The sequence below is a fragment of the Cupriavidus oxalaticus genome, assembly GCF_016894385.1.
GTDB lineage: Bacteria > Pseudomonadota > Gammaproteobacteria > Burkholderiales > Burkholderiaceae > Cupriavidus > Cupriavidus oxalaticus.
The window spans coordinates 3,605,001-3,622,717 of the sequence record NZ_CP069812.1; the positions used below are offsets into that span (position 1 = coordinate 3,605,001).

22 protein-coding genes (1 of these 22 only partly in view) are annotated in these 17,717 nt (G+C 67.5%); 16 read left to right on the plus strand and 6 right to left on the minus strand.

Features of this window, described 5'->3' with window-relative positions:
- The 3 genes from JTE92_RS29105 to JTE92_RS29115 form a co-directional block, all read left to right on the plus strand.
- Positions 1-378, plus strand: partial view of a DUF488 domain-containing protein gene (locus JTE92_RS29105; protein WP_063240969.1) — the 3' portion only. 9 nt of this gene lie to the left of the window's left edge; 378 of the gene's 387 nt are visible here — the last part of the coding sequence; its start codon lies beyond the left edge, outside the window; it ends in the stop codon at positions 376-378.
- 54 nt (positions 379-432) lie between these two features.
- Entirely contained in the window at positions 433-1,677 is a 1,245-nt protein-coding gene (locus JTE92_RS29110; protein WP_063240968.1) for a spore maturation protein, read from the plus strand.
- 519 nt (positions 1,678-2,196) lie between these two features.
- Positions 2,197-2,475, plus strand: a complete 279-nt coding sequence (locus JTE92_RS29115; RefSeq protein ID WP_029046679.1) for a DUF1488 family protein — start codon at positions 2,197-2,199, stop codon at positions 2,473-2,475.
- A 67-nt stretch (positions 2,476-2,542) separates the two neighbouring features.
- Here JTE92_RS29115 and JTE92_RS29120 read toward each other — a convergent pair whose 3' ends face one another.
- Positions 2,543-3,013 (minus strand): universal stress protein, encoded by a 471-nt coding sequence (locus JTE92_RS29120; protein WP_063240967.1) that lies wholly within the window; start codon positions 3,011-3,013, stop codon positions 2,543-2,545.
- A gap of 225 nt (positions 3,014-3,238) precedes the next feature.
- On the opposite strand from JTE92_RS29120, the gene paaA reads away from it, so the two are divergent.
- From paaA to JTE92_RS29160, 8 genes are all read left to right on the plus strand, one after another.
- Positions 3,239-4,255 (plus strand): 1,2-phenylacetyl-CoA epoxidase subunit PaaA, encoded by a 1,017-nt coding sequence (paaA, locus tag JTE92_RS29125; protein ID WP_063240966.1) that lies wholly within the window; start codon positions 3,239-3,241, stop codon positions 4,253-4,255.
- A gap of 41 nt (positions 4,256-4,296) precedes the next feature.
- Complete coding sequence (gene paaB, locus JTE92_RS29130; protein WP_063240965.1) at positions 4,297-4,584, plus strand: 1,2-phenylacetyl-CoA epoxidase subunit PaaB; 288 nt, start codon at positions 4,297-4,299, stop codon at positions 4,582-4,584.
- A gap of 12 nt (positions 4,585-4,596) precedes the next feature.
- Entirely contained in the window at positions 4,597-5,439 is an 843-nt protein-coding gene (paaC, locus tag JTE92_RS29135; protein WP_063240964.1) for a 1,2-phenylacetyl-CoA epoxidase subunit PaaC, read from the plus strand.
- Positions 5,440-5,470: 31 nt separating this feature from the next.
- Entirely contained in the window at positions 5,471-6,034 is a 564-nt protein-coding gene (paaD, locus tag JTE92_RS29140; RefSeq protein WP_063240963.1) for a 1,2-phenylacetyl-CoA epoxidase subunit PaaD, read from the plus strand.
- A 28-nt stretch (positions 6,035-6,062) separates the two neighbouring features.
- Positions 6,063-7,151, plus strand: a complete 1,089-nt coding sequence (gene paaE, locus JTE92_RS29145; RefSeq protein WP_063240962.1) for a 1,2-phenylacetyl-CoA epoxidase subunit PaaE — start codon at positions 6,063-6,065, stop codon at positions 7,149-7,151.
- Positions 7,152-7,389: 238 nt separating this feature from the next.
- Entirely contained in the window at positions 7,390-8,184 is a 795-nt protein-coding gene (locus tag JTE92_RS29150; RefSeq protein ID WP_063240961.1) for a DUF1835 domain-containing protein, read from the plus strand.
- 11 nt (positions 8,185-8,195) lie between these two features.
- On the plus strand, positions 8,196-8,813 hold the full coding sequence (locus tag JTE92_RS29155) for a TetR/AcrR family transcriptional regulator (RefSeq protein WP_063240960.1): 618 nt from the start codon (positions 8,196-8,198) through the stop codon (positions 8,811-8,813).
- Between the two features lie 446 nt (positions 8,814-9,259).
- The gene (locus JTE92_RS29160; RefSeq protein WP_063240959.1) at positions 9,260-9,958 is read left to right on the plus strand and encodes a GNAT family N-acetyltransferase; all 699 of its coding nucleotides are present in this window, start codon (positions 9,260-9,262) and stop codon (positions 9,956-9,958) included.
- A gap of 84 nt (positions 9,959-10,042) precedes the next feature.
- Here the strand turns inward: JTE92_RS29160 and JTE92_RS29165 are convergent, their stop codons facing one another.
- The 5 genes from JTE92_RS29165 to JTE92_RS29185 all read right to left on the minus strand — a co-directional run bounded on the left by JTE92_RS29165 (position 10,043) and on the right by JTE92_RS29185 (position 14,296).
- The gene (locus JTE92_RS29165) at positions 10,043-10,537 is read right to left on the minus strand and encodes an Lrp/AsnC family transcriptional regulator (RefSeq protein ID WP_063240976.1); all 495 of its coding nucleotides are present in this window, start codon (positions 10,535-10,537) and stop codon (positions 10,043-10,045) included.
- Between the two features lie 416 nt (positions 10,538-10,953).
- On the minus strand, positions 10,954-11,547 hold the full coding sequence (locus JTE92_RS29170; RefSeq protein WP_063240958.1) for an EF-hand domain-containing protein: 594 nt from the start codon (positions 11,545-11,547) through the stop codon (positions 10,954-10,956).
- 154 nt (positions 11,548-11,701) lie between these two features.
- Positions 11,702-12,436 carry a type II secretion system protein N gene (locus JTE92_RS29175; RefSeq protein WP_063240957.1) on the minus strand — a complete coding sequence of 245 codons (735 nt, stop codon included), beginning with the start codon at positions 12,434-12,436 and terminating at the stop codon, positions 11,702-11,704.
- 93 nt (positions 12,437-12,529) lie between these two features.
- Complete coding sequence (locus JTE92_RS29180) at positions 12,530-13,750, minus strand: globin domain-containing protein (protein WP_063240956.1); 1,221 nt, start codon at positions 13,748-13,750, stop codon at positions 12,530-12,532.
- 93 nt (positions 13,751-13,843) lie between these two features.
- Entirely contained in the window at positions 13,844-14,296 is a 453-nt protein-coding gene (locus JTE92_RS29185; RefSeq protein WP_063240955.1) for an RrF2 family transcriptional regulator, read from the minus strand.
- A 207-nt stretch (positions 14,297-14,503) separates the two neighbouring features.
- Here JTE92_RS29185 and gspG point away from each other — a divergent pair, with 207 nt between their 5' ends.
- From gspG to gspK, 5 genes are read left to right on the plus strand one after another with little or no spacing between them, the layout of a single operon-like run.
- Entirely contained in the window at positions 14,504-14,977 is a 474-nt protein-coding gene (gene gspG, locus JTE92_RS29190; protein ID WP_063240954.1) for a type II secretion system major pseudopilin GspG, read from the plus strand.
- Between the two features lie 33 nt (positions 14,978-15,010).
- Positions 15,011-15,508: a GspH/FimT family pseudopilin gene (locus tag JTE92_RS29195; RefSeq protein WP_063240953.1), complete on the plus strand. Its 498-nt coding sequence runs from the start codon at positions 15,011-15,013 to the stop codon at positions 15,506-15,508.
- Entirely contained in the window at positions 15,505-15,909 is a 405-nt protein-coding gene (gene gspI / locus JTE92_RS29200) for a type II secretion system minor pseudopilin GspI (protein WP_063240952.1), read from the plus strand. The genes JTE92_RS29195 and gspI overlap by 4 nt, the downstream gene beginning before the upstream one ends.
- A complete protein-coding gene (locus tag JTE92_RS29205; protein ID WP_063240951.1) occupies positions 15,887-16,603 on the plus strand; it encodes a PulJ/GspJ family protein in 717 nt (238 codons plus the stop codon). The genes gspI and JTE92_RS29205 overlap by 23 nt, the downstream gene beginning before the upstream one ends.
- Positions 16,600-17,640, plus strand: a complete 1,041-nt coding sequence (gene gspK / locus JTE92_RS29210) for a type II secretion system minor pseudopilin GspK (RefSeq protein WP_063240950.1) — start codon at positions 16,600-16,602, stop codon at positions 17,638-17,640. The genes JTE92_RS29205 and gspK overlap by 4 nt, the downstream gene beginning before the upstream one ends.
- Positions 17,641-17,717 lie beyond the last annotated feature (77 nt).

The window sequence follows — 17,717 nt, forward strand, 5'->3', positions numbered from 1 at the left end:
CGAATCGTAAGACTGGGAACGCCACGCGCAGCAGACGAAGGGCTCCGTATCGGTACTGTGCGGCGGCCGCCACGCGGCGTGCCGAAGTCCGAGTTCGCCAGCCGTGACTATTACGACGTCTGGTACCCCGCTCTGTCTCCCACCCCGGAACTCGTTGCGCAAGCGCAGGGCGCAGCGGACGACAAGGCATGGCGAGCATTCGTCCGGCATTTCCGTAAGGAAATGAACGAGCCGGAGCCAAGCCGCACGCTCGACCTGCTGGCTGCGCTGTCGCACCAGACCAATTTCTCGCTTGGCTGCTATTGCGAAGACGAGGCGCACTGCCACAGGTCGGTGCTGCGCGAACTGCTGGGCGAGCGCGGCGCCAAGATCGCCTGATCCGCCCCCGCCTGGCGGGAGACCCCGCTTTGACCTTTTCGTTTGCGCAATCCGATGGCCCTGAACGTTGTCTGGCTCGGCTTTTTCCTGGTTTCCTTTGTCGCCGCGTGCATCCAGCTCGCTAGTGGCAACCTGACAGTCTTCCCCGCCATGCTGGCGAGCCTGTTCGACAGTGCCCGCACAGCCTTCGAGATCGCGCTTGGGCTGGCGGGCGTGATGAGCCTGTGGCTGGGCATCATGCGCGTCGGCGAACGCGCCGGCGTCGTCGATGCCTTTGCGCGCCTGGTAAATCCGTTGCTGCGGCATTTTTTTCCCGGCGTGCCGCAGGGCCATCCGGCGCAAGGCGCCATGATGATGAATGTGTCGGCTAACCTGCTCGGCCTGGATAACGCGGCGACGCCGCTCGGGCTGAATGCCATGCGTGAGCTGCAGACGCTGAATCGTCGCCCGGACGTGGCCACCGACGCGCAAATCATGTTCATCGTGCTGAATACAGCCGGGCTGACGCTGATCCCGACGTCCGTCATCGCGATTCGTCAGGCGATTGCCGTCAAGCAAGGGCTGGTGGGCTTCAATGCGGCGGACATCTTCCTGCCGACGCTGCTGGCCACCGGCGGCTCGTGCCTGGCCGGTCTGCTGGCTGTCGCCTGGGTACAGCGGCTCAACCTGCTGCGGCCGGCGGTGCTGGTCGCATTCACCATGGTCGCCGCGGCACTCGCCGGCATGTTTGCCTGGTTGAAGCATGCGCCGCCCGAGCAAGTAGGCAGCGTGACGGCGTTGGCCGGTGCGGGCTTTATCCTGTCGCTGATCACGCTGTTCCTGGCCTGCGGCGCACTGCGGCGGGTCAACGTTTACGAAGCCTTCATCGATGGCGCCAAGGAAGGGTTCGGCGTAGCCGTGCAGATCATTCCTTATCTGGTCGCCATCCTGGTTGCGATCGGCTTGTTCCGGGCGACCGGCTGCATGGACGTGCTGATGGGCTGGCTGACGCTGGGCTTTGCGCATCTCGGCATCAATACCGATTTTGTCCCGGCCCTGCCGGTCGGCCTGATGAAGATCCTGTCCGGTGCCGGCGCGCGCGGGCTGATGGTCGATGTGATGACGACTTATGGGGTCGACTCATTCCAGGGACGCCTTGCGGCCATCATCCAGGGTTCGACCGAAACAACGTTCTATGTCCTGGCTGTCTACTTCGGCAGCATCAATGTGCGGAATACCAGGCATGCGCTTGGCTGCGCGCTGGTGGCAGATGCCGCCGGCATCTTTTGTGCGGTAGGCGCTGCTTATTTGTTCCGCTAGCGGGCAACGATTCGATACTTGTTGTATGAACACAACATCATTGTGTGCATCGCCAGACATTGACACAATTGGGCTTGGTGCGACGCAACAAACCATGTATAGTGAAGTCTGTCTCCTCCACCACCTCGGTGGATTCCAACCCACGCACAACCTGCGTGGGTTTTTTTTGCCTTGAAGCCAGCCGTTGCAACAATCGTTACGCAGGCAGCGCTGGCAGGACTCGCACTTTGTGCATCACGCACCACGGGATGCCTGTTGCCCCCCTGACCAGGCAGTGCGGTTCTGCCCTGCCTGCTTTTGTTGCAACGCACCAATTCCTGTCCTGGTGATCCGCGCGTTGGACTGGGCGGTGGCGCCAACGCCATCGCGTCGTCGTCCCTGACGTGTGTGGCTGCCCTGCGCCATAACATTGGCAGCCGGCGCGCCAAAGTCCTTTAACGGTCCTTTGCGGCGCCCTTTACGGAAGGCCGCGATGACCTAGAATGATTGAATACGTCCGTCGCCAGCACGAGGCACGCCATGCCTGAGATCACGTTCCCTCGCAGCGTCCCGACCTACTGCGCAGCCAGCCTCACGCTGTCCTGCCCCGCCACGGTCAATGGCAGTCCGACCCAGTATTCCGTCACCGCGGAAGCCCTTGAGGCCCACTTCGGTGCGCGTTCGCCGCGCGAGGAAGACCTGGTTGCCGCCTTCACCAGTAATCGCCAGCGTATTGAAAGCCTCGCCGAAAGCCTGTTCGAGCTGACGCAGGCACGCGAGATCGTGCTGCGCAGCGGCCATTTCCGCTTCGCCGGCTGACCCGCCGCCGCGATTGACCGCAGCATTCACGCCAAGACGCCGGGCCCACCCGGCGTCTTGCGCATGCTCAGTCGGCCGTGGCTTCGCCACGCACCAGCAGCACCGGCATGGTCGACTGCCGGATCACCGCTTCCGCCACGCTGCCCAGTACCAGCCGGCGCACGCCACGCCGCCCGTGCGTGCCGATTACCAGCAGATCCGCGCCCCACTGGCGCGCGGCCTCGTTGATCGATGCGCCGATATCGCCGGGCACCGGCGCCTCGCTGACCAGCCGGGTTTCATGCGGCACGCCTGCCGCCGACAGTTGTTGCGCGGCGTCCCGCAGCGCGCGCTGGCCGCTTTCCTCGAATGCCTTCTGCAGCTGGCTCGGATCGTAGTAGCCGACGTCGAACATCGGCGTACCCGTGTCGACGACATAGAGCGCCAGCACCGTGGCACCGCCCGGCGCCGCTACACGGATGGCTTCGGCGAGTGCCAGTCCGGACGTGCTGCTGCCATCCACCGCCACCACGATCTTGCTGTATGCCGCGCTTGCCATTTGCGTTACCTCCGTAGACAAAGGGAATAAGAAGTTGGACGGCAGGACGCCGTCCCGCCTTTGATACTACACATGCACAGGCCGTCACGTGACAGCACTGCCCCGGCGGCAGCCAACACAACCCGGCCAGCCTTAAATTGACCGACCGGTCGGCTTATATATAATAGGGCCAGCCGCCGCGCCAACGGTCCCCACCGGCCGCGGCCCCCGCCCAGAGGAGGCGCTATGTACACCCAAAGCCTGGACGTTCCCGGCCACGCTGACTCCGCCCGAAGCCCCGCCCCTCAGGACGATGACGTCCGCCAGGCCGCTTTCGACGCGCGTATGGCTGCCGACGGCAAGATCGAGCCGCAGGACTGGATGCCGGCGGCCTACCGCAAGACACTGGTACGGCAGATTTCCCAGCACGCGCACTCCGAGATCGTCGGCATGCTGCCCGAGGGCAACTGGATCAGCCGCGCGCCGTCCCTCAAGCGCAAGGCGATCCTGCTGGCCAAGGTGCAGGACGAAGGCGGCCACGGCCTGTACCTGTACTCCGCGGCCGAAACGCTCGATACCTCGCGCGACGAACTGGTCGACGCGCTGCACAGCGGCAAGGCCAAGTACTCGTCCATCTTCAACTACCCGACGCTGAGCTGGGCCGACGTCGGCGTGATCGGCTGGCTGGTGGACGGCGCGGCGATCATGAACCAGATCCCGCTGTGCCGCTGCTCATATGGCCCGTATGCGCGCGCCATGATCCGCATCTGCAAGGAAGAGTCGTTCCACCAGCGCCAGGGCTTCGACGCGCTGCTGGCGATGATGCGCGGCACCGATGCCCAGCGCGAGATGGTGCAGGACGCGGTCAACCGCTGGTGGTTCCCGGTGCTGATGATGTTCGGCCCGCCCGACGCGGCCTCGACCAACAGCGCGCAGACCATGGCCTGGGGCATCAAGCGCATCTCGAATGACGACCTGCGCCAGAAGTTCGTCGACGCCACGGTGGAACAGGCGCGGGTGCTGGGCGTGACCCTGCCCGACCCGGGGCTGCAATGGAACGCCGAGCGCGGCCACTATGACTACAGCCCGCTGGACTGGGACGAGTTCTGGCGCGTGATCAACGGCGACGGCCCCTGCAACAGGGAGCGCCTGGCCACGCGCGTCAAGGCGCACGAGGAAGGCGCCTGGGTCCGCGAAGCCGCGCTCGCCCACGCCACCAAGCTGGCCGAGCGCGAAGCGGGCGAGCGCCGCGCGGCCGCCTGACCCCATGCCGCAGCCCGGGCGCAAGGATTGAGGAGACAACGATGAACCGCAAGGAATGGCCGCTGTGGGAGGTGTTCGTGCGCAGCAAGCAGGGTCTTGAGCACAAACATTGCGGCAGCCTGCACGCCGCCGACGCGCAGCAGGCGCTGCACATGGCGCGCGATGTCTACACGCGGCGCCAGGAAGGCGTGTCGATCTGGGTGGTGCCGTCTGCCGCCATTACGGCGAGCGCGCCAGAGGAAAAGCCGGAGCTGTTCGACCCCATGGCCGACAAGATCTACCGGCACCCGACGTTCTACCAGTTGCCCGACGAAGTCAACCATATGTAAGGGCCACGCACGATGACCGCGTCCCCGCAACCCGCCTCCCTGGATCACCTGCCGCCGGCCCGCGCCGCCGCGCTGCGCTACCTGCTGCGCCTGGCCGACAACGCGCTGGTGCTCGGCCAGCGCAATGCCGAGTGGTGCGGCCACGGCCCGGTGCTGGAAGAAGACATTGCGCTGGCCAACATCAGCCTCGACCTGATCGGCCAGGCACGCCTGCTGTACGGGCATGCCGGCGAACTGGAAGGCGAGCTGACCGGCCTGCCGCGCCATGAAGACGACTATGCCTACTGGCGCGCCGAGCGCGACTTCCGCAACTGGACGCTGGTGGAACTGCCCCATCGCGGCCCGCTGGCGGGCACCGCCGCCGCGGAGCGCGACTACGCGGTCACCATCATGCGCAACTTCCTGTACAGCGCGCTGATGGTTGAGCTGTGGGAAGCGCTGCGGTCCAGCAGCGATGCGCAGCTTGCCGCCATCGCCGCCAAATCGGTCAAGGAGGCGCGCTACCACCTGCACCATGCCGCCGGCTGGGTGGTGCGCCTGGGCGACGGCACCGAAGCGTCGCACACCCGCATGCAGCGCGCCCTGGACCACCTGCTGCCCTATATGAATGAGTGCTTTGCCGAAGACCCGGTGGAAGCCGAGGCCGCGGCGCAGGGCATTGGCGTCGTCACCGCCTCGCTGCGGGCTGCCTGGGACGCGACCGTCGCCGAGACCCTGCAAGCCGCCACGCTGGCGCTGCCGCCTGCGAGCAGCTTTGTCTCGACCGGCAAGTTCGGCGTGCATTCCGAGCACATGAGCTACCTGCTGGGCGAGATGCAGGGGCTGGCACGGGCCCATCCGGGCGCCCAATGGTAAGCGCCCGCTTCGCCTCAAAGGACTGGCCGGCATGAACGTCACCACCCTGTCCCGCCCGGCGAAAGCTGCCGCCGATGCGCGCGTCGCGAAGGCGTGGGCGGCGCTGGAAGCGGTCCCCGACCCGGAGATCCCGGTGGTGTCGATCCGCGACCTCGGCATCCTGCGCGGGATCGCCGCCGATGCCGGCGGCACGCTGGAGGTGACCATTACCCCCACCTACTCCGGCTGCCCGGCGATGTCACAGATCGCAGAAGACATCGGCCAGGCGCTCGACGCCGCCGGCCTGGCGCCGTGGCGCCTGCGCACCGTCCTGGCGCCAGCATGGACCACCGACTGGATCACACCCGCCGCGCGTGAGCGTTTGCGCGAATTCGGCATCGCGCCCCCCGGCCAGTGCGGTGCGGCGGCGGCGGCGGCACAACCGTTGCGCTTCGTCCCGCGTGCAGCGCGCGCCGGCGCCCCGGACCGCGTCGCCTGCCCGCGCTGCGGCAGCATGCACACGCAGGAAATCTCGCGCTTTGCCTCGACGGCGTGCAAGGCGCTGTACCGCTGCCTGGATTGCCGCGAGCCGTTCGACTATTTCAAACCCTACTGAGCCCCCGCCGGGCCGAAGCCAGGCTGCCATGACCCCACAGTTCCATCCGCTGCGCGTGGCGCAGGTACGTCCCGAGACTGCCGACACCATCTCGATCGCGTTCGAGGTGCCGGAAACGCTGCGCGACGCCTACCGCTTCACCCAGGGCCAGTTCCTGACGCTGAAGGCGCCGGTCGACGGCAAGGACTTGCGGCGCTCGTATTCGATCTGCTCGGCGGTGCAGGACTATGATGCACAGGGCGAACTGCGCGTGGCGGTGAAGCTGGTCGAGGACGGGCTGTTTTCGTCCCACCTCCACGACTCCATCGCACCCGGCCAGGTGATCGAGGTGATGACGCCCGATGGCCGCTTCCACGTGCCGCTGGATCCGGCCGCGGCGCGCCACTATGTCGCCTTTGCCGCGGGCAGCGGCATCACGCCAGTGCTGTCGCTGATCCGCACCACGCTGCAGGCCGAGCCGCGCAGCCGCTTCACGCTGGTCTACGGCAACCGCAATGTCGACAGCATCATCTTTTCCGAGACGCTGGAAGACCTGAAAAACCAGTACCTGTCGCGCTTCACGCTGTACCACGTGCTGTCGCGCCAGCCGCAGGAGGTCGACCTGCTGCACGGCCGGGTTGACCACGACCGCGTCACCGCGTTCCTCCAGACCCTGATCCCGGTGGACGACATCGATGCCGCCTTCGTCTGCGGGCCGGCGTCGATGATCGACGAAGTCGAGGCGGCACTGCGCGACGCTGGCGTGGATCCGCACCGCATCCACGCCGAGCGCTTCGGCGTGCCGCTCGCGCAGGCCAGGCCCAAGCCATCGCACACGCACGCCGACCATGCCGGCACCGCCGAGCTGGTGGTCGTGCTCGACGGCAAGCAGCACAGCATGCGCCTGCCGATGGAAGACGCCAACGTGCTCGATACCGCGCTGGCCGCCGGGCTCGACCTGCCGTACGCCTGCAAGGGCGGCGTCTGTTGCACCTGCCGCGCCAAGGTGCTGGAAGGCCAGGTCGAGATGGAGAAGAACTACACACTCGAGCCGTGGGAGATGGAAAAGGGTTTCGTGCTCACCTGCCAGGCGCGCGCGCTGACGCCGCGGGTAGTGGTCAGCTACGACGAGCGCTGATCCGGGTACGCGGCGGAGGGCTGCAGGCGGCCGGCGCCGCGTACGTGTGCCGACACTCGCCGCCATTGGCCAGGCGTCGCCGTGATTACAATGGCGGCAGGCCGGCAGCGGCCTGGCGCGATGCTTGCGGAGGCGGTAAACAGCGGCGGCGCATTGCCTTGCACGGCAGCGCCTGCCGACTGTCGCGCCGGCGCCGCGCGGTGCCAGCGAACCGTCCCACCCATATACAATCACGGCCATGCAATATATCCACGTCGTCAACGGTGATGTAGCAGGCACGACCCTGCGCCAGGCGCTGGCGCAGGCTGCGCGGCCGGACCCTGTCGTGGTGCTGCGCGACGACCTGGCCGTGGGGCCGCTGGCCGATATCGACAGCACCGGCCTGATCCGTTCCGGCTTCTGGCAGCGGGTCGCCCCGCACACCGATATCGATTTCGCCGCCGAGATGCGCCAGGCGCTGGACCAGCTCCAGAGGCTGCGCCAGGACGACATGGAAGTGGCCATCTGGCACGGCCAGAGTGCGGCCGACCAGCTGATGCTGCGCCGGGTCGTGTTCCACCTGTACCAGGCGCCGCAACGGATCAATGAAGTCGCGATGGACCTGCGCGAGCTGGAGATGCCCGCGCAAGGCAACCTGGCCGCCATCGGCATGTATTCGTCGGCGCGGCTGGCGCGGCGCTTCTCCACGATCGCGCCGGTTTCGGTGCTGCGGCTGGGACGGCTCGGCTACGAGTGGCAGCAGAACGTCAAGGAAAATGCCGACGTCCGGCTGTGGAAGGGCAACACGCTGGTTCCCGCCGCCTACCACACCATCGACGACATCATCATGGATCGCGCGCCGGCGGAATGGACCCCCGCGGCGCAGGTGGTGGGCAGCGTGATGGGTGCGATCGAAGGCCTGCTGGCCAGCGACTGGTTCGTGTTCTGGCGCTGCCGCGAGCTGATCGCCTCCGGCCAGATGGTGCTGCGCGGCAATTCCGACTCGCTCGAGACCTGCGAGCTGCGCCGCCGCGCCGGTGGCAGTGGCGAGTAACCCCGATACACATGGCCCGTACCAAGGCACCCGATTTCGAGGCGCAGCGCGAACAGATCCTGGACCTGGCCGCGGCTGCCTTCGCCAACAGCAGCTACCCCAGCACCTCGATGGCCGACCTGGCCGCCGCCTGCGGCACGTCCAAGGCGCGCCTCTACCACTATTACGAGAGCAAGGAAGCGATCCTGTTCGACCTGCTGGACCGCTACACGCGGCGGCTGATGCTGCTGGTCACCGAGGTCGAAGCCGATGCCGAGCGCCATGCGCGCACCGACAAGGAGGCGTTCGCCAACCTGATCCGCGCCTTCCTGGCCGAGTACGAAACCTCGCAGACACGCCATATCGCGCTGATCAACGACGTCAAGTTCCTCGCCGAAGGCCAGCGCGACGTGATTCTCGGCCGCGAGCGCGACGTGGTGGCGGCCTTCTCGCGCCTGCTGCGCCGGGCCTACCCGGAGCGCGTCACGCGCGATAACCAGACCGCGCTGACCATGACCGTGTTCGGCATGATCAACTGGACCTTCACCTGGCTCAAGCCGGGCGGCCGGCTATCGTACGCCGACTTTGCCGAGACGGTGCTCGACCTGCTCGAAGGCGGTCTGCCGGGCCGCGCCGCCGCGATCCGCTGACGACGTCGGGCCCGTCCCGGCCTGCCCCCGCTATCGTCAGGACCATCCTGCCGCTCCGCGCTGCCGGCGCTGCTCGTGGTCCTGCCTGAACATTTCCTCCAGCTCGCCGCGGCCCTGGCGGCCCAGGCCGTCAATCGCCGCCACCGCAATGCGCGCGGGCAACACCGGTTGCGGCGTTGCAACATATCCACAGTTGATCCCACGCAACAATTCGTCAAATCTTCTTAAATCATTGATTTAATTGAATTTTTATGCGTTATGCGGCCACGTGCCCGGCTGCTGCGGCGCAGGAAGCTTACGTCAGACTGACAATTCCACTACAATACTTTTCACGCTGCATCAAGTTGGTGTTTCCCCGAATCACGCACCGAGCCAGGGAAAAGTGCCTGGCAAAACACCAAGGCAGTGCCTATTTTTATCTGTGACTGCATCAGGAAGGATTTAACGTGAACCCGCTCGAACTGAGCAAGGCTGTCGGCGCACTGACCGACGAAGATCTGCGCAAGGCAGCTGCAGCGACGCAGGCCGCCCATCGCGGCACCGTTCTGGTGCGCGAGCTGGCCGCCCATCACCGCTCGCGCCTGCTGAAGCATTTCCTCGCCCTGGGCGAGGACGATCGCCTGCTCCGATTCGGCCAGTCGGTGGGCGACCACGTGATCGAAGCCTACGTGGACAGCATCGACTTCGACCACGACACCGTGTTCGGCGTCTACGACGACAAGCTCGAGCTGATCGGCGTGGGCCACTTCGCCAACCTGCGCGACAATGCCCAGGGCCGCGTGGCGGAGTTCGGCGTGTCGGTGTCGCGCAGCGCCCGCGGCCGCGGTATCGGCAGCGCGCTGTTCGAGCGTGCGGCCATGCATGGCCGCAACACCAGCGTGCGCACGCTGTACATGCACTGCCTGTCGCGCAACGCCGCGATGATGCACATTGCCAAGAAGGCCGGCATGAAGGTCCAGTATGCCTACGGCGAGGCCGACGCCTACCTGGAACTGCCGCCGGCGGACACCGTCAGCCGCCTGACCGAGGCGCTGGACGAGCAGATGGCCGACCTTGACTACGCGGTGCGCCGCAACCTGCGCGACGCGCGCCGCTTCGGCCTGCGCTTCTGGCGCTCCATGGTGCCGCAAAAGCACACCGCCTGAGCGGGCTGCCCGCCCGCTTCGCCGCCCACGGCCACCACGGCGCATCGCAACGATGCGCCGTTCTTGCATGCGCCCCCGGATCGCTCAGGCCGCGCCGCCAACCGGCAGCGCCGTGGTGTCCTTGATGCTTTCCAGCGCAAAGCTGGAGCGCACGTCGATCACCGACGGATGGGCCAGCAGTTGCTCCTGCATGAAGCGCGCGAAGTGCTCCATGTCCTCGACATAGACCTTGAGCAGCAGGTCCATTTCGCCGGTCATGGCATGGCATGCCGCCACCTCGGGCCATACTGCGATGGAAGCGCGGAACAGGTCCAGCGGCGCCTTGCCTTTGGGCGCGCCGCCATGCTTCTCCAACCGGACGTTGATATAGGCCAGCAGGCCGAGTCCGATCTTGTTCGGCTCCAGCAGCGCCGCGTACTGCCGGATCACGCCGATCTCCTCCAGCCGCTGGATGCGGCGCAGGCAGGGGCTGGGCGACAGGTTGACGCGCTCGGCCACCTCCAGGTTGGTCAACCGGCCGTTGGTCTGCAGCACTTCCAGGATCTTCCGGTCGATCTTGTCCAACTCCACCTTGCTCACGATATTGTTGCTCCGCAATATGTTTATTGGCAATTTTTTTGCGCAAATTTAGCAAACCGTGCACAAGTACGCAATTTTTTGTGTGATTGCGTCCGCTGCGGGCCGGATTTCTGGCCAATCAGCGCCTTTTGGGTCACTCGTGCTGCAGCCGATCGGGCTGGGCAACCTGCCTGGTCGCACAGCTGCGGGGGTTGCAGTCGTGCCCGCGGCAACCGGAGAAGGCAAGGATGGTGCCAAGGCCGGCGCAGCACAGGGAAGCGGCATTCTACGGGCGTTTGCCGCCGGGGTCAGATACTTCCTGGTTGACGCGCTGCCAGCGCAGTTACGAACCGAGCCAAAACAAAAGCGCGCGGCCCGGGGGCACGCGCGCTGAACAGCGGTTTCGGGCGGACGGCCACGGCCGTCCTGCCGCGGCATCAGCCGCCGCTGGTAGATGGGGCACCCGGTGCAGACGGGGTCGCGGGAGCTGGCTGGCTGCCGGGAGCACCCTGGCCCTGCGGGCCACGGCGATGGTGGTCGCGGTGCATCTTCTGCATGCCGGCGCGGATTTCGTCGCGGGTCAGCTTGCCGTCGCGGTTGGCGTCGAGCTGGTCGAAGCGCTTGGCCAGCCGCGGCATGCCGGCATTGGCCTCGGCCTTGGTCAGGGCGCCGTCGCTGTTCTTGTCGGCAGCCTTGAATTTCTCATCGAAGGCAGCCTGCATGCGGGCGTGGCGCTCAGCCATGACGGCCTTGCGGTGCGCGTCCATCTCTGACTTGTCGATCTTGCCGTCGCGGTTGGTGTCGAGCTTGTTGAAGTAGGCATCGGCCTCGGCCTTGGAGATCGCGCCGTCGTTGTCGGTATCGACCGCCTTCATCCAGCCGCCGCCATGGCCCATATGGTGGTGGTGGCCGGGCTTGCCGGCCGGTGCGGCGGGCGCACTGGCCTGGGCGAAGGCGCCGCCGGCAACCAGCAGGGCGGCCGAGGCGGCCAGGAACGGCTTCAGGATCTGCTGCTTGTGATTGCGTTGCATGTCTTGCTCCTTGTCATCACGTTGGCATGTACGGATTAGAACGCAGACGATGCAGGGAGGTTGGCGCTTTTAATACGATGTTACCCGCCTCACAGAAAGGCTGGCGCCCCGTAAGGGAACGCAACGCGCCGCGAATATTCGCGGCCTTGCCAGCTTAATTCTTGGGGACCAGCATCCCATCCTGGCTGGGCGGCGGCGCCATCATGGGCTGATGCTGGGCAGCAGGTTGCGCCTGGGGCTGGGACTGGACTTGCGGCTGTGGGGGCTGGCCTGGAGCTGCGTGGGTCGGTTGGGCCGCTTGGGGCGGTTGGGGCGGTTGGGTCGGTTGGGTCGGCGGGCTGGCCACCGGAGCCGGCGGCGGCATCGGCGTCGCCATCGGCGCGGCGGCGCCGGCGGGCGGCGTAGGCAGCGCGGGAGCCGGTGCACCGGCGGCCGGTGCACGCGCGGCGCCCGCCTGCACCGGCAAGGCGATTTCCTGGCGCACGCCGCTGCGTTCGATCACCACCGAGCGCTGGCGGATTTCCACCAGCCGGATCTGCTGCGACAGTTCGGCACCGGACCGCACCGCCTTGGGCGGCCCGCCGTCCATCGACACGATCGCCGCGCCGGCGCCGCCATTGACCTCAGCCACCACGCCGAGCAGCTGCACGTCGCGCGGACCGCCCTGGGCCGAGCCGCCGAACAGTGTCGCCACGGCACCGGTCTCGACAGCCTCGGTCTGGGCAACGCGCGCGCTCTGCGGCACCGGCAGGGTGCGCATCGCGCTGAAGGTCAGTACCCAGTATGTAACCAGCGCGCACAGCGCGACAAACAGCGCCACGCTTGCCAGGCGCGGCAACCACGGCGCGTGGGCGTTGAAGCGAAGGACGGGCCGGAGGGAGAGTTGCACGGGAACGGTACCCCTGACGCAGATGAACGATCGCGCCAAGCGTACCAGAGCCACATGACACTGTCGCCTTCACCGGCCCGGCCGGCGAGGGCCTCAGAGCAGGTCGTCGAGCAGGTCCGGGCCAAAGACTTCGCGGTCGATGTGCGCCACCGGCACGCCGGCGCTGACCAGCGCATGGCGCTGCGCCTGCATGAAGCCCAGCGGCCCGCACAGGTAGAAGCGGCCGTCGATGAAGCGCTGCAGCTCCGGCCGGGCCAGCAACTCGGCCATCGGCATGGTGCCGGCGTGGTCGTAGTCGCGGCCGATGGCGTCGCCGGCCTCGGGCGCTTCATAGCTGATATGCGTCACCAGTTGCGGCAACCGTTCGCGCGCCCACTGCAGGTCAGCGCGATGCGCGTGGTGGCGACCGCCGCGAGCCGCATGCGCGAACAGGATCGGGCGCTGCGAGCCCTGGGCGGCAAGCGTGCGCAGCACCGAGATCATCGGCGTGATGCCGATGCCGCCCGACAGCAGCACCAGCGGGCGGCGGCCGTCGAGCGCCGGGGTGAAATCGCCGAACGGCGCGCTTACCTTCAGCTCGGTGCCGTCCTGCTCGTTGGCATGCAGCCAGTTGGAGACCGCGCCAGCCGGCGTCGATTGGTCGCCGTCCTCGCGCTTGACCGAAATGCGCCAGGTCGGCAGGCCGGTCTCACCCGACAGAGAATACTGGCGCAGCTGGCGCGTACCGTCATCGAGATGCGCCTCGACGCTGATGTACTGGCCGGGGCGGAAGTCGCGCAGCGGGCCGCCATCGGCTGCCGCCAGCGTCAGCGACACCACCTGCTCGCCCTGCGCTTCGCGGCGCATCACGCGCACCGCCGTCAGCTCGCCGGCAGCCACGCCGCTGCGCTGGTACAGCCGTGCCTCGGCGGCAATCAGCTCGCCGGCCAGCAGCCAGTAGGCTTCGTCCCAGGCGGCCAGCAGCGGCGGCGTGGCGGCATCGCCCAGCACCGCCTTGATCGCGCCCAGCAGGTGGCGGCCGACGATCGGGTAATGCGACGGAGTCAGGCCCACTGCCGCATGCTTGTGCACGATGCGGTCGACCACCGGCGCCAGCGCCGCGCCATTGTCGATATTGGCGGCGTAGGCGAACACGGCCGACGCCAGCGATTGCTGCTGGCTGCCGTTGGCCTGGTTGCCCATGTTGAACATCTGCGTGAGTTCAGGCCGGTCGGAGAACATCTCGCGGTAAAAGTGGGTGGTGATGGCCAGGCCATGCTCGCGCAGCACGGGGACGCTCGCATCGATATAGGGGCGGGAAGCGGCGGACAGCATCAAATAACACTCCGTTAATTCATGCATGTTATATGCATGTTTTTTCGCACAATAAAACCGGCGCTCGTGGGCGCCTGCGCGGACTCAGTCCACTCAGGCCGAACGCCGGTTCAGGAAATCGCGATGCAGCTGGATGATCGACTCGGCAGTCTTGCTGCCGGTGACATCGGCCAGCGTGACATCGTCCAGCGCGCGGTAGAACGCCTGCTCGGCCACGTCCAGCGCGCGCTTCAGGCGGCAGTTGCCGTTCAGCGCGCAGGGCGGGTTGTCGCAGTCGATGATGGCCTTGTGGCCTTCCAGCTCGCGCAGGATGGTACCGATGGTCAGCTGTTCGGCACCCGGCCCGAGCTGCAGGCCGCCGTGGCGACCGCGCGTGGCGGTGATCCAGCCCAGCTTCGACAGCCGCGCCGCCACCTTGACCAGGTGGTTGTGCGAGATGTCGAACTGCTGGCCCACTTCCGCAATGGTGATGGGCCGGCTGCCGTCGCCACGGGCGACGTACATCAGCAGGCGCAGTGCATAGTCGGAAAAACGGGTCAGTTGCATCGTGGCGACATCTTAAAAAATATGCATCCTGGATGCAAGTTAAATACGGTCTGGCGCACCGGCTGTGATTTGCATCACACATTGCGGCGGCGCCGACGCCACCTCCCATAAAACAGTCATGTGGCGCCGGTTATACTGACTGGCGACACCGGCCCGCCGCCAGCCCGGCCGCGGGCGCAGCCATTCCAGCAACGAGGTTCACAGACGATGCGCATTTTCCCTACCCGTTCCGCCAGCCCTGCCCGTTCCCGGCCCGCACGCGCCCGCCGCGCGCGCGGCTTCACCCTGATCGAAATCATGGTGGTGATCGTGATCCTTGGCGTGCTGGCGGCGCTGGTAGTGCCCAAGATCATGAGCCGTCCGGACGAAGCGCGCATCGTCGCGGCACGCCAGGATATCTCGTCGATCATGCAGGCGCTCAAGCTGTACCGGCTCGACAACAGCCGCTACCCGACCACCGAGCAAGGCCTGGCCGCGCTGGTGACCAAGCCCGCCACCGAGCCGGTGCCGAACAACTGGAAGGGCGGTGGCTACCTGGAAAAGCTGCCCAAGGACCCCTGGGGCCATCCGTATCAGTACCTGAACCCGGGCGTGCGCGGCGAGATCGACGTGTTCAGCTTCGGCGCCGACGGCCAGGCCGGCGGCAACGGCAACGACGCCGATATCGGCAACTGGGAATAAATCCCGGCGCGCCCCGCCCCCACCCTCTGACCCATGACCACGGCGCCGCGCCGCCGCGCGCCCTTGCGGCCCCGGGGCTTTACCCTGCTCGAGCTGCTGGTGGTCATGGTGATCGCCGGCATCGTGATCTCGCTGGTTGCGATCAACGCCTCGCCCAACGAGCGCGGTCGCGTGCTGGATGACGGCCAGCGCATCGCGCGTCTGTTCGAGCTGGCGCAGGAAGAGGCGCAACTCGGCGCCCGCCCCATCGCCTGGGAGGGCGATGCCGGCGGCTGGCGCTTCCTGGAATCGACCCCGAACGGCTGGATTCCCATGCGTACCGACGTGTTCGCGCCGGGCCGGTGGCGGCTGGCGCTGGACCAGGTGCTGGTTGCCGAAGGCGGCCGGCCCACCGGCACCGGCGGCCCGCTGCGGCTGGTCTTCGGGCGCGAGCTGATCGATATGCCGCAGCGGCTGATCCTGGTGCGCGGCAATATCCGCGTGGACGTTACCGGCGACGGCGGCGGCCGTTACTTCGCCAGCACGCCATGACCCGCCCCCTGTTGCACGGCCGCCGCCGCGCCGGCTTCACGCTGATCGAGGTACTGGTCGCGCTGACCATCCTGGCGGTCGCGCTGACCGCGGCCATGCGCGCCATGGGCTCGATGGTCGACGCCGGCGCCGCGCTGCAGACCCGCATGCTGGCCGAATGGAGCGCCGAGAACCACCTGGCCGCGCTGCGCCTGTCCAAGACCTGGCCCGAGCCCGGCGTCAGCGGTTATGCGTGCCCGCAAGGCGGCACCCCGCTGTATTGCGAGCAGTCGGTCTCGGGCACGCCCAACCCCGTTTTCCGCCGCGTCGAGATCGCGGTCTACCCGTCCGCCACCGACAAGTCCGTGCGGCTGGCGTGGCTGGTCACCATCGTTCCCAATGAAGCCCGCAATGTGCTCTGAGCGTCAACGCCCAGGCCAGCGCACCGGCGGCACCGGCGGCTTCACGCTGCTGGAGATGCTGGTCGCGATCACGCTGCTGGCGGTGATGGCCGTGATCGGCTGGCGCGCGCTCGACAGCCTGACGCGCAGCCACGAGCGCCTGACCGACCACGATGCGCGCCTGGACGCGTTGAAGATTCTCTACGGCCAGTTCCAGGCCGACTGCGAGCACCTCGCCAACCCCACGCTGCTGCAGGGCAGCCCGGTCGAGGTCGGCCAGGACCGGCTGCTGCTGGTGCGCGACCGCCGCGACGAGGGGCAGCCGCCCACGTGGCAGGTGCTGTCGTACCAGATCGACGGCAATACGCTGGTGCGGGTGGCCGCGCCGCCGGTGGCGGACCGGGCCGGGCTGCAGTCGGCGCTGCTGTCGCTGCGCCAGGGCGGCAACAATGCGGCGCAGGTGCGGCGTGTGCTGCCCGACGTCGCCGGCATGAGCGCGCGCGCCTGGGTGGAGCCTGCCGGCTGGCAGGCCGATACCGGCCGCATCCGCAACGTGCTGTTCGCCGGCAACGCCGCCAGCGCGGTGGCGGCCTCGGACGCCGGCACGGCGCAGCCCAACACCGCGGTGCGCGCGGTCGAACTGACCGTGCTCGCGCGCATGGGCGACGGCGATGCGCCGCGGCAGTTCCAGAAGATCTGCATGACCGGGCTATGAGGCGCGCTCCCGTCCGCTTCCGCCCGGGCTTCGCGCGGCGCCGCGCCCGCGGCGCCGCCGTGGTCACTGCGCTGCTGATGGTGACGCTGGCCGTGGTGGTGGTGTCCGGCATGCTGTGGCGCCAGCAGGTGCAGATCCGTGCCATCGAGAACCAGCGGCTGCTGGCGCAGGCGACCTGGATCGAGCGCGCCGCGGTCGACTGGGCGCGGCTGATCCTGCGCGACGACCAGCGCCGCACCAACGTCGACCAGCTCGGCGAGCCCTGGGCGGTGCCGATCGCCGAAACCCGGCTGTCGGATTTCCTTGGTGCTTCGCTTCGCACCGACGTTGCCGGCGAAACCTCGTTCCTGTCCGGCCGCATTCTCGATGCGCAGGCGCGCTTCAACCTCGCCAACCTGGTGATCTGGACCGCCACCGCCGGCCAGGGGCGCGCCGCTTCGGTCGATCCCGCGGCCGAGGCCGCCTATCGCCGCCTGCTGCAGACCGTGGGCCTGAACCCGCAACTGGCCGAGTCCACCGCGCGCGCCATGCTGCAGGCGGCACAGGGCGGAAGTGGCAGCGGCGATGGCGGCGGCCGCGCGGCGCCGCGCCCGCTCGACAGCGTGCAGGGGCTGCTGTCCCTGCCCGGCTATACGCCGGAAATGGTTGCGGTGCTGGAGCCGTTCGTCACCGTGCTGCCCGAGCGCACCCTGGTCAACGCCAATACGGCAGAGGCCGAGGTGCTGGCCGCCGTGATCGACAAGCTGCCGCTGGAGCGCGCCCGCGAGCTGGTACGCCAGCGCGACCGCGCCTACTTCAACAACATCGGCAACGTGCAGACCCAGTTGGCGGCGGTCGCGCCCCAGGCCGACAGCACCAGCCTGGCCAATATGATCGACGTGCGCACGCACTATTTCCTGGTCTACGGGCTGGTTCGCCACGAACGCGCCAGCCGGCTGCAGGTCTCGCTGATCTTCCGCGGCGAGCCGCTGGGTGCCACCAATACCACGCGTGTGGTCTGGATACAGGATGCCGACCGGTTGCCAGACCTGCGCTGAATGTCTGATACAACGCGCACGAAGCAGGCATGGGCGGCGCGATTTGCAGGCGCTGGCAACCGGGGAGAATGGTATTG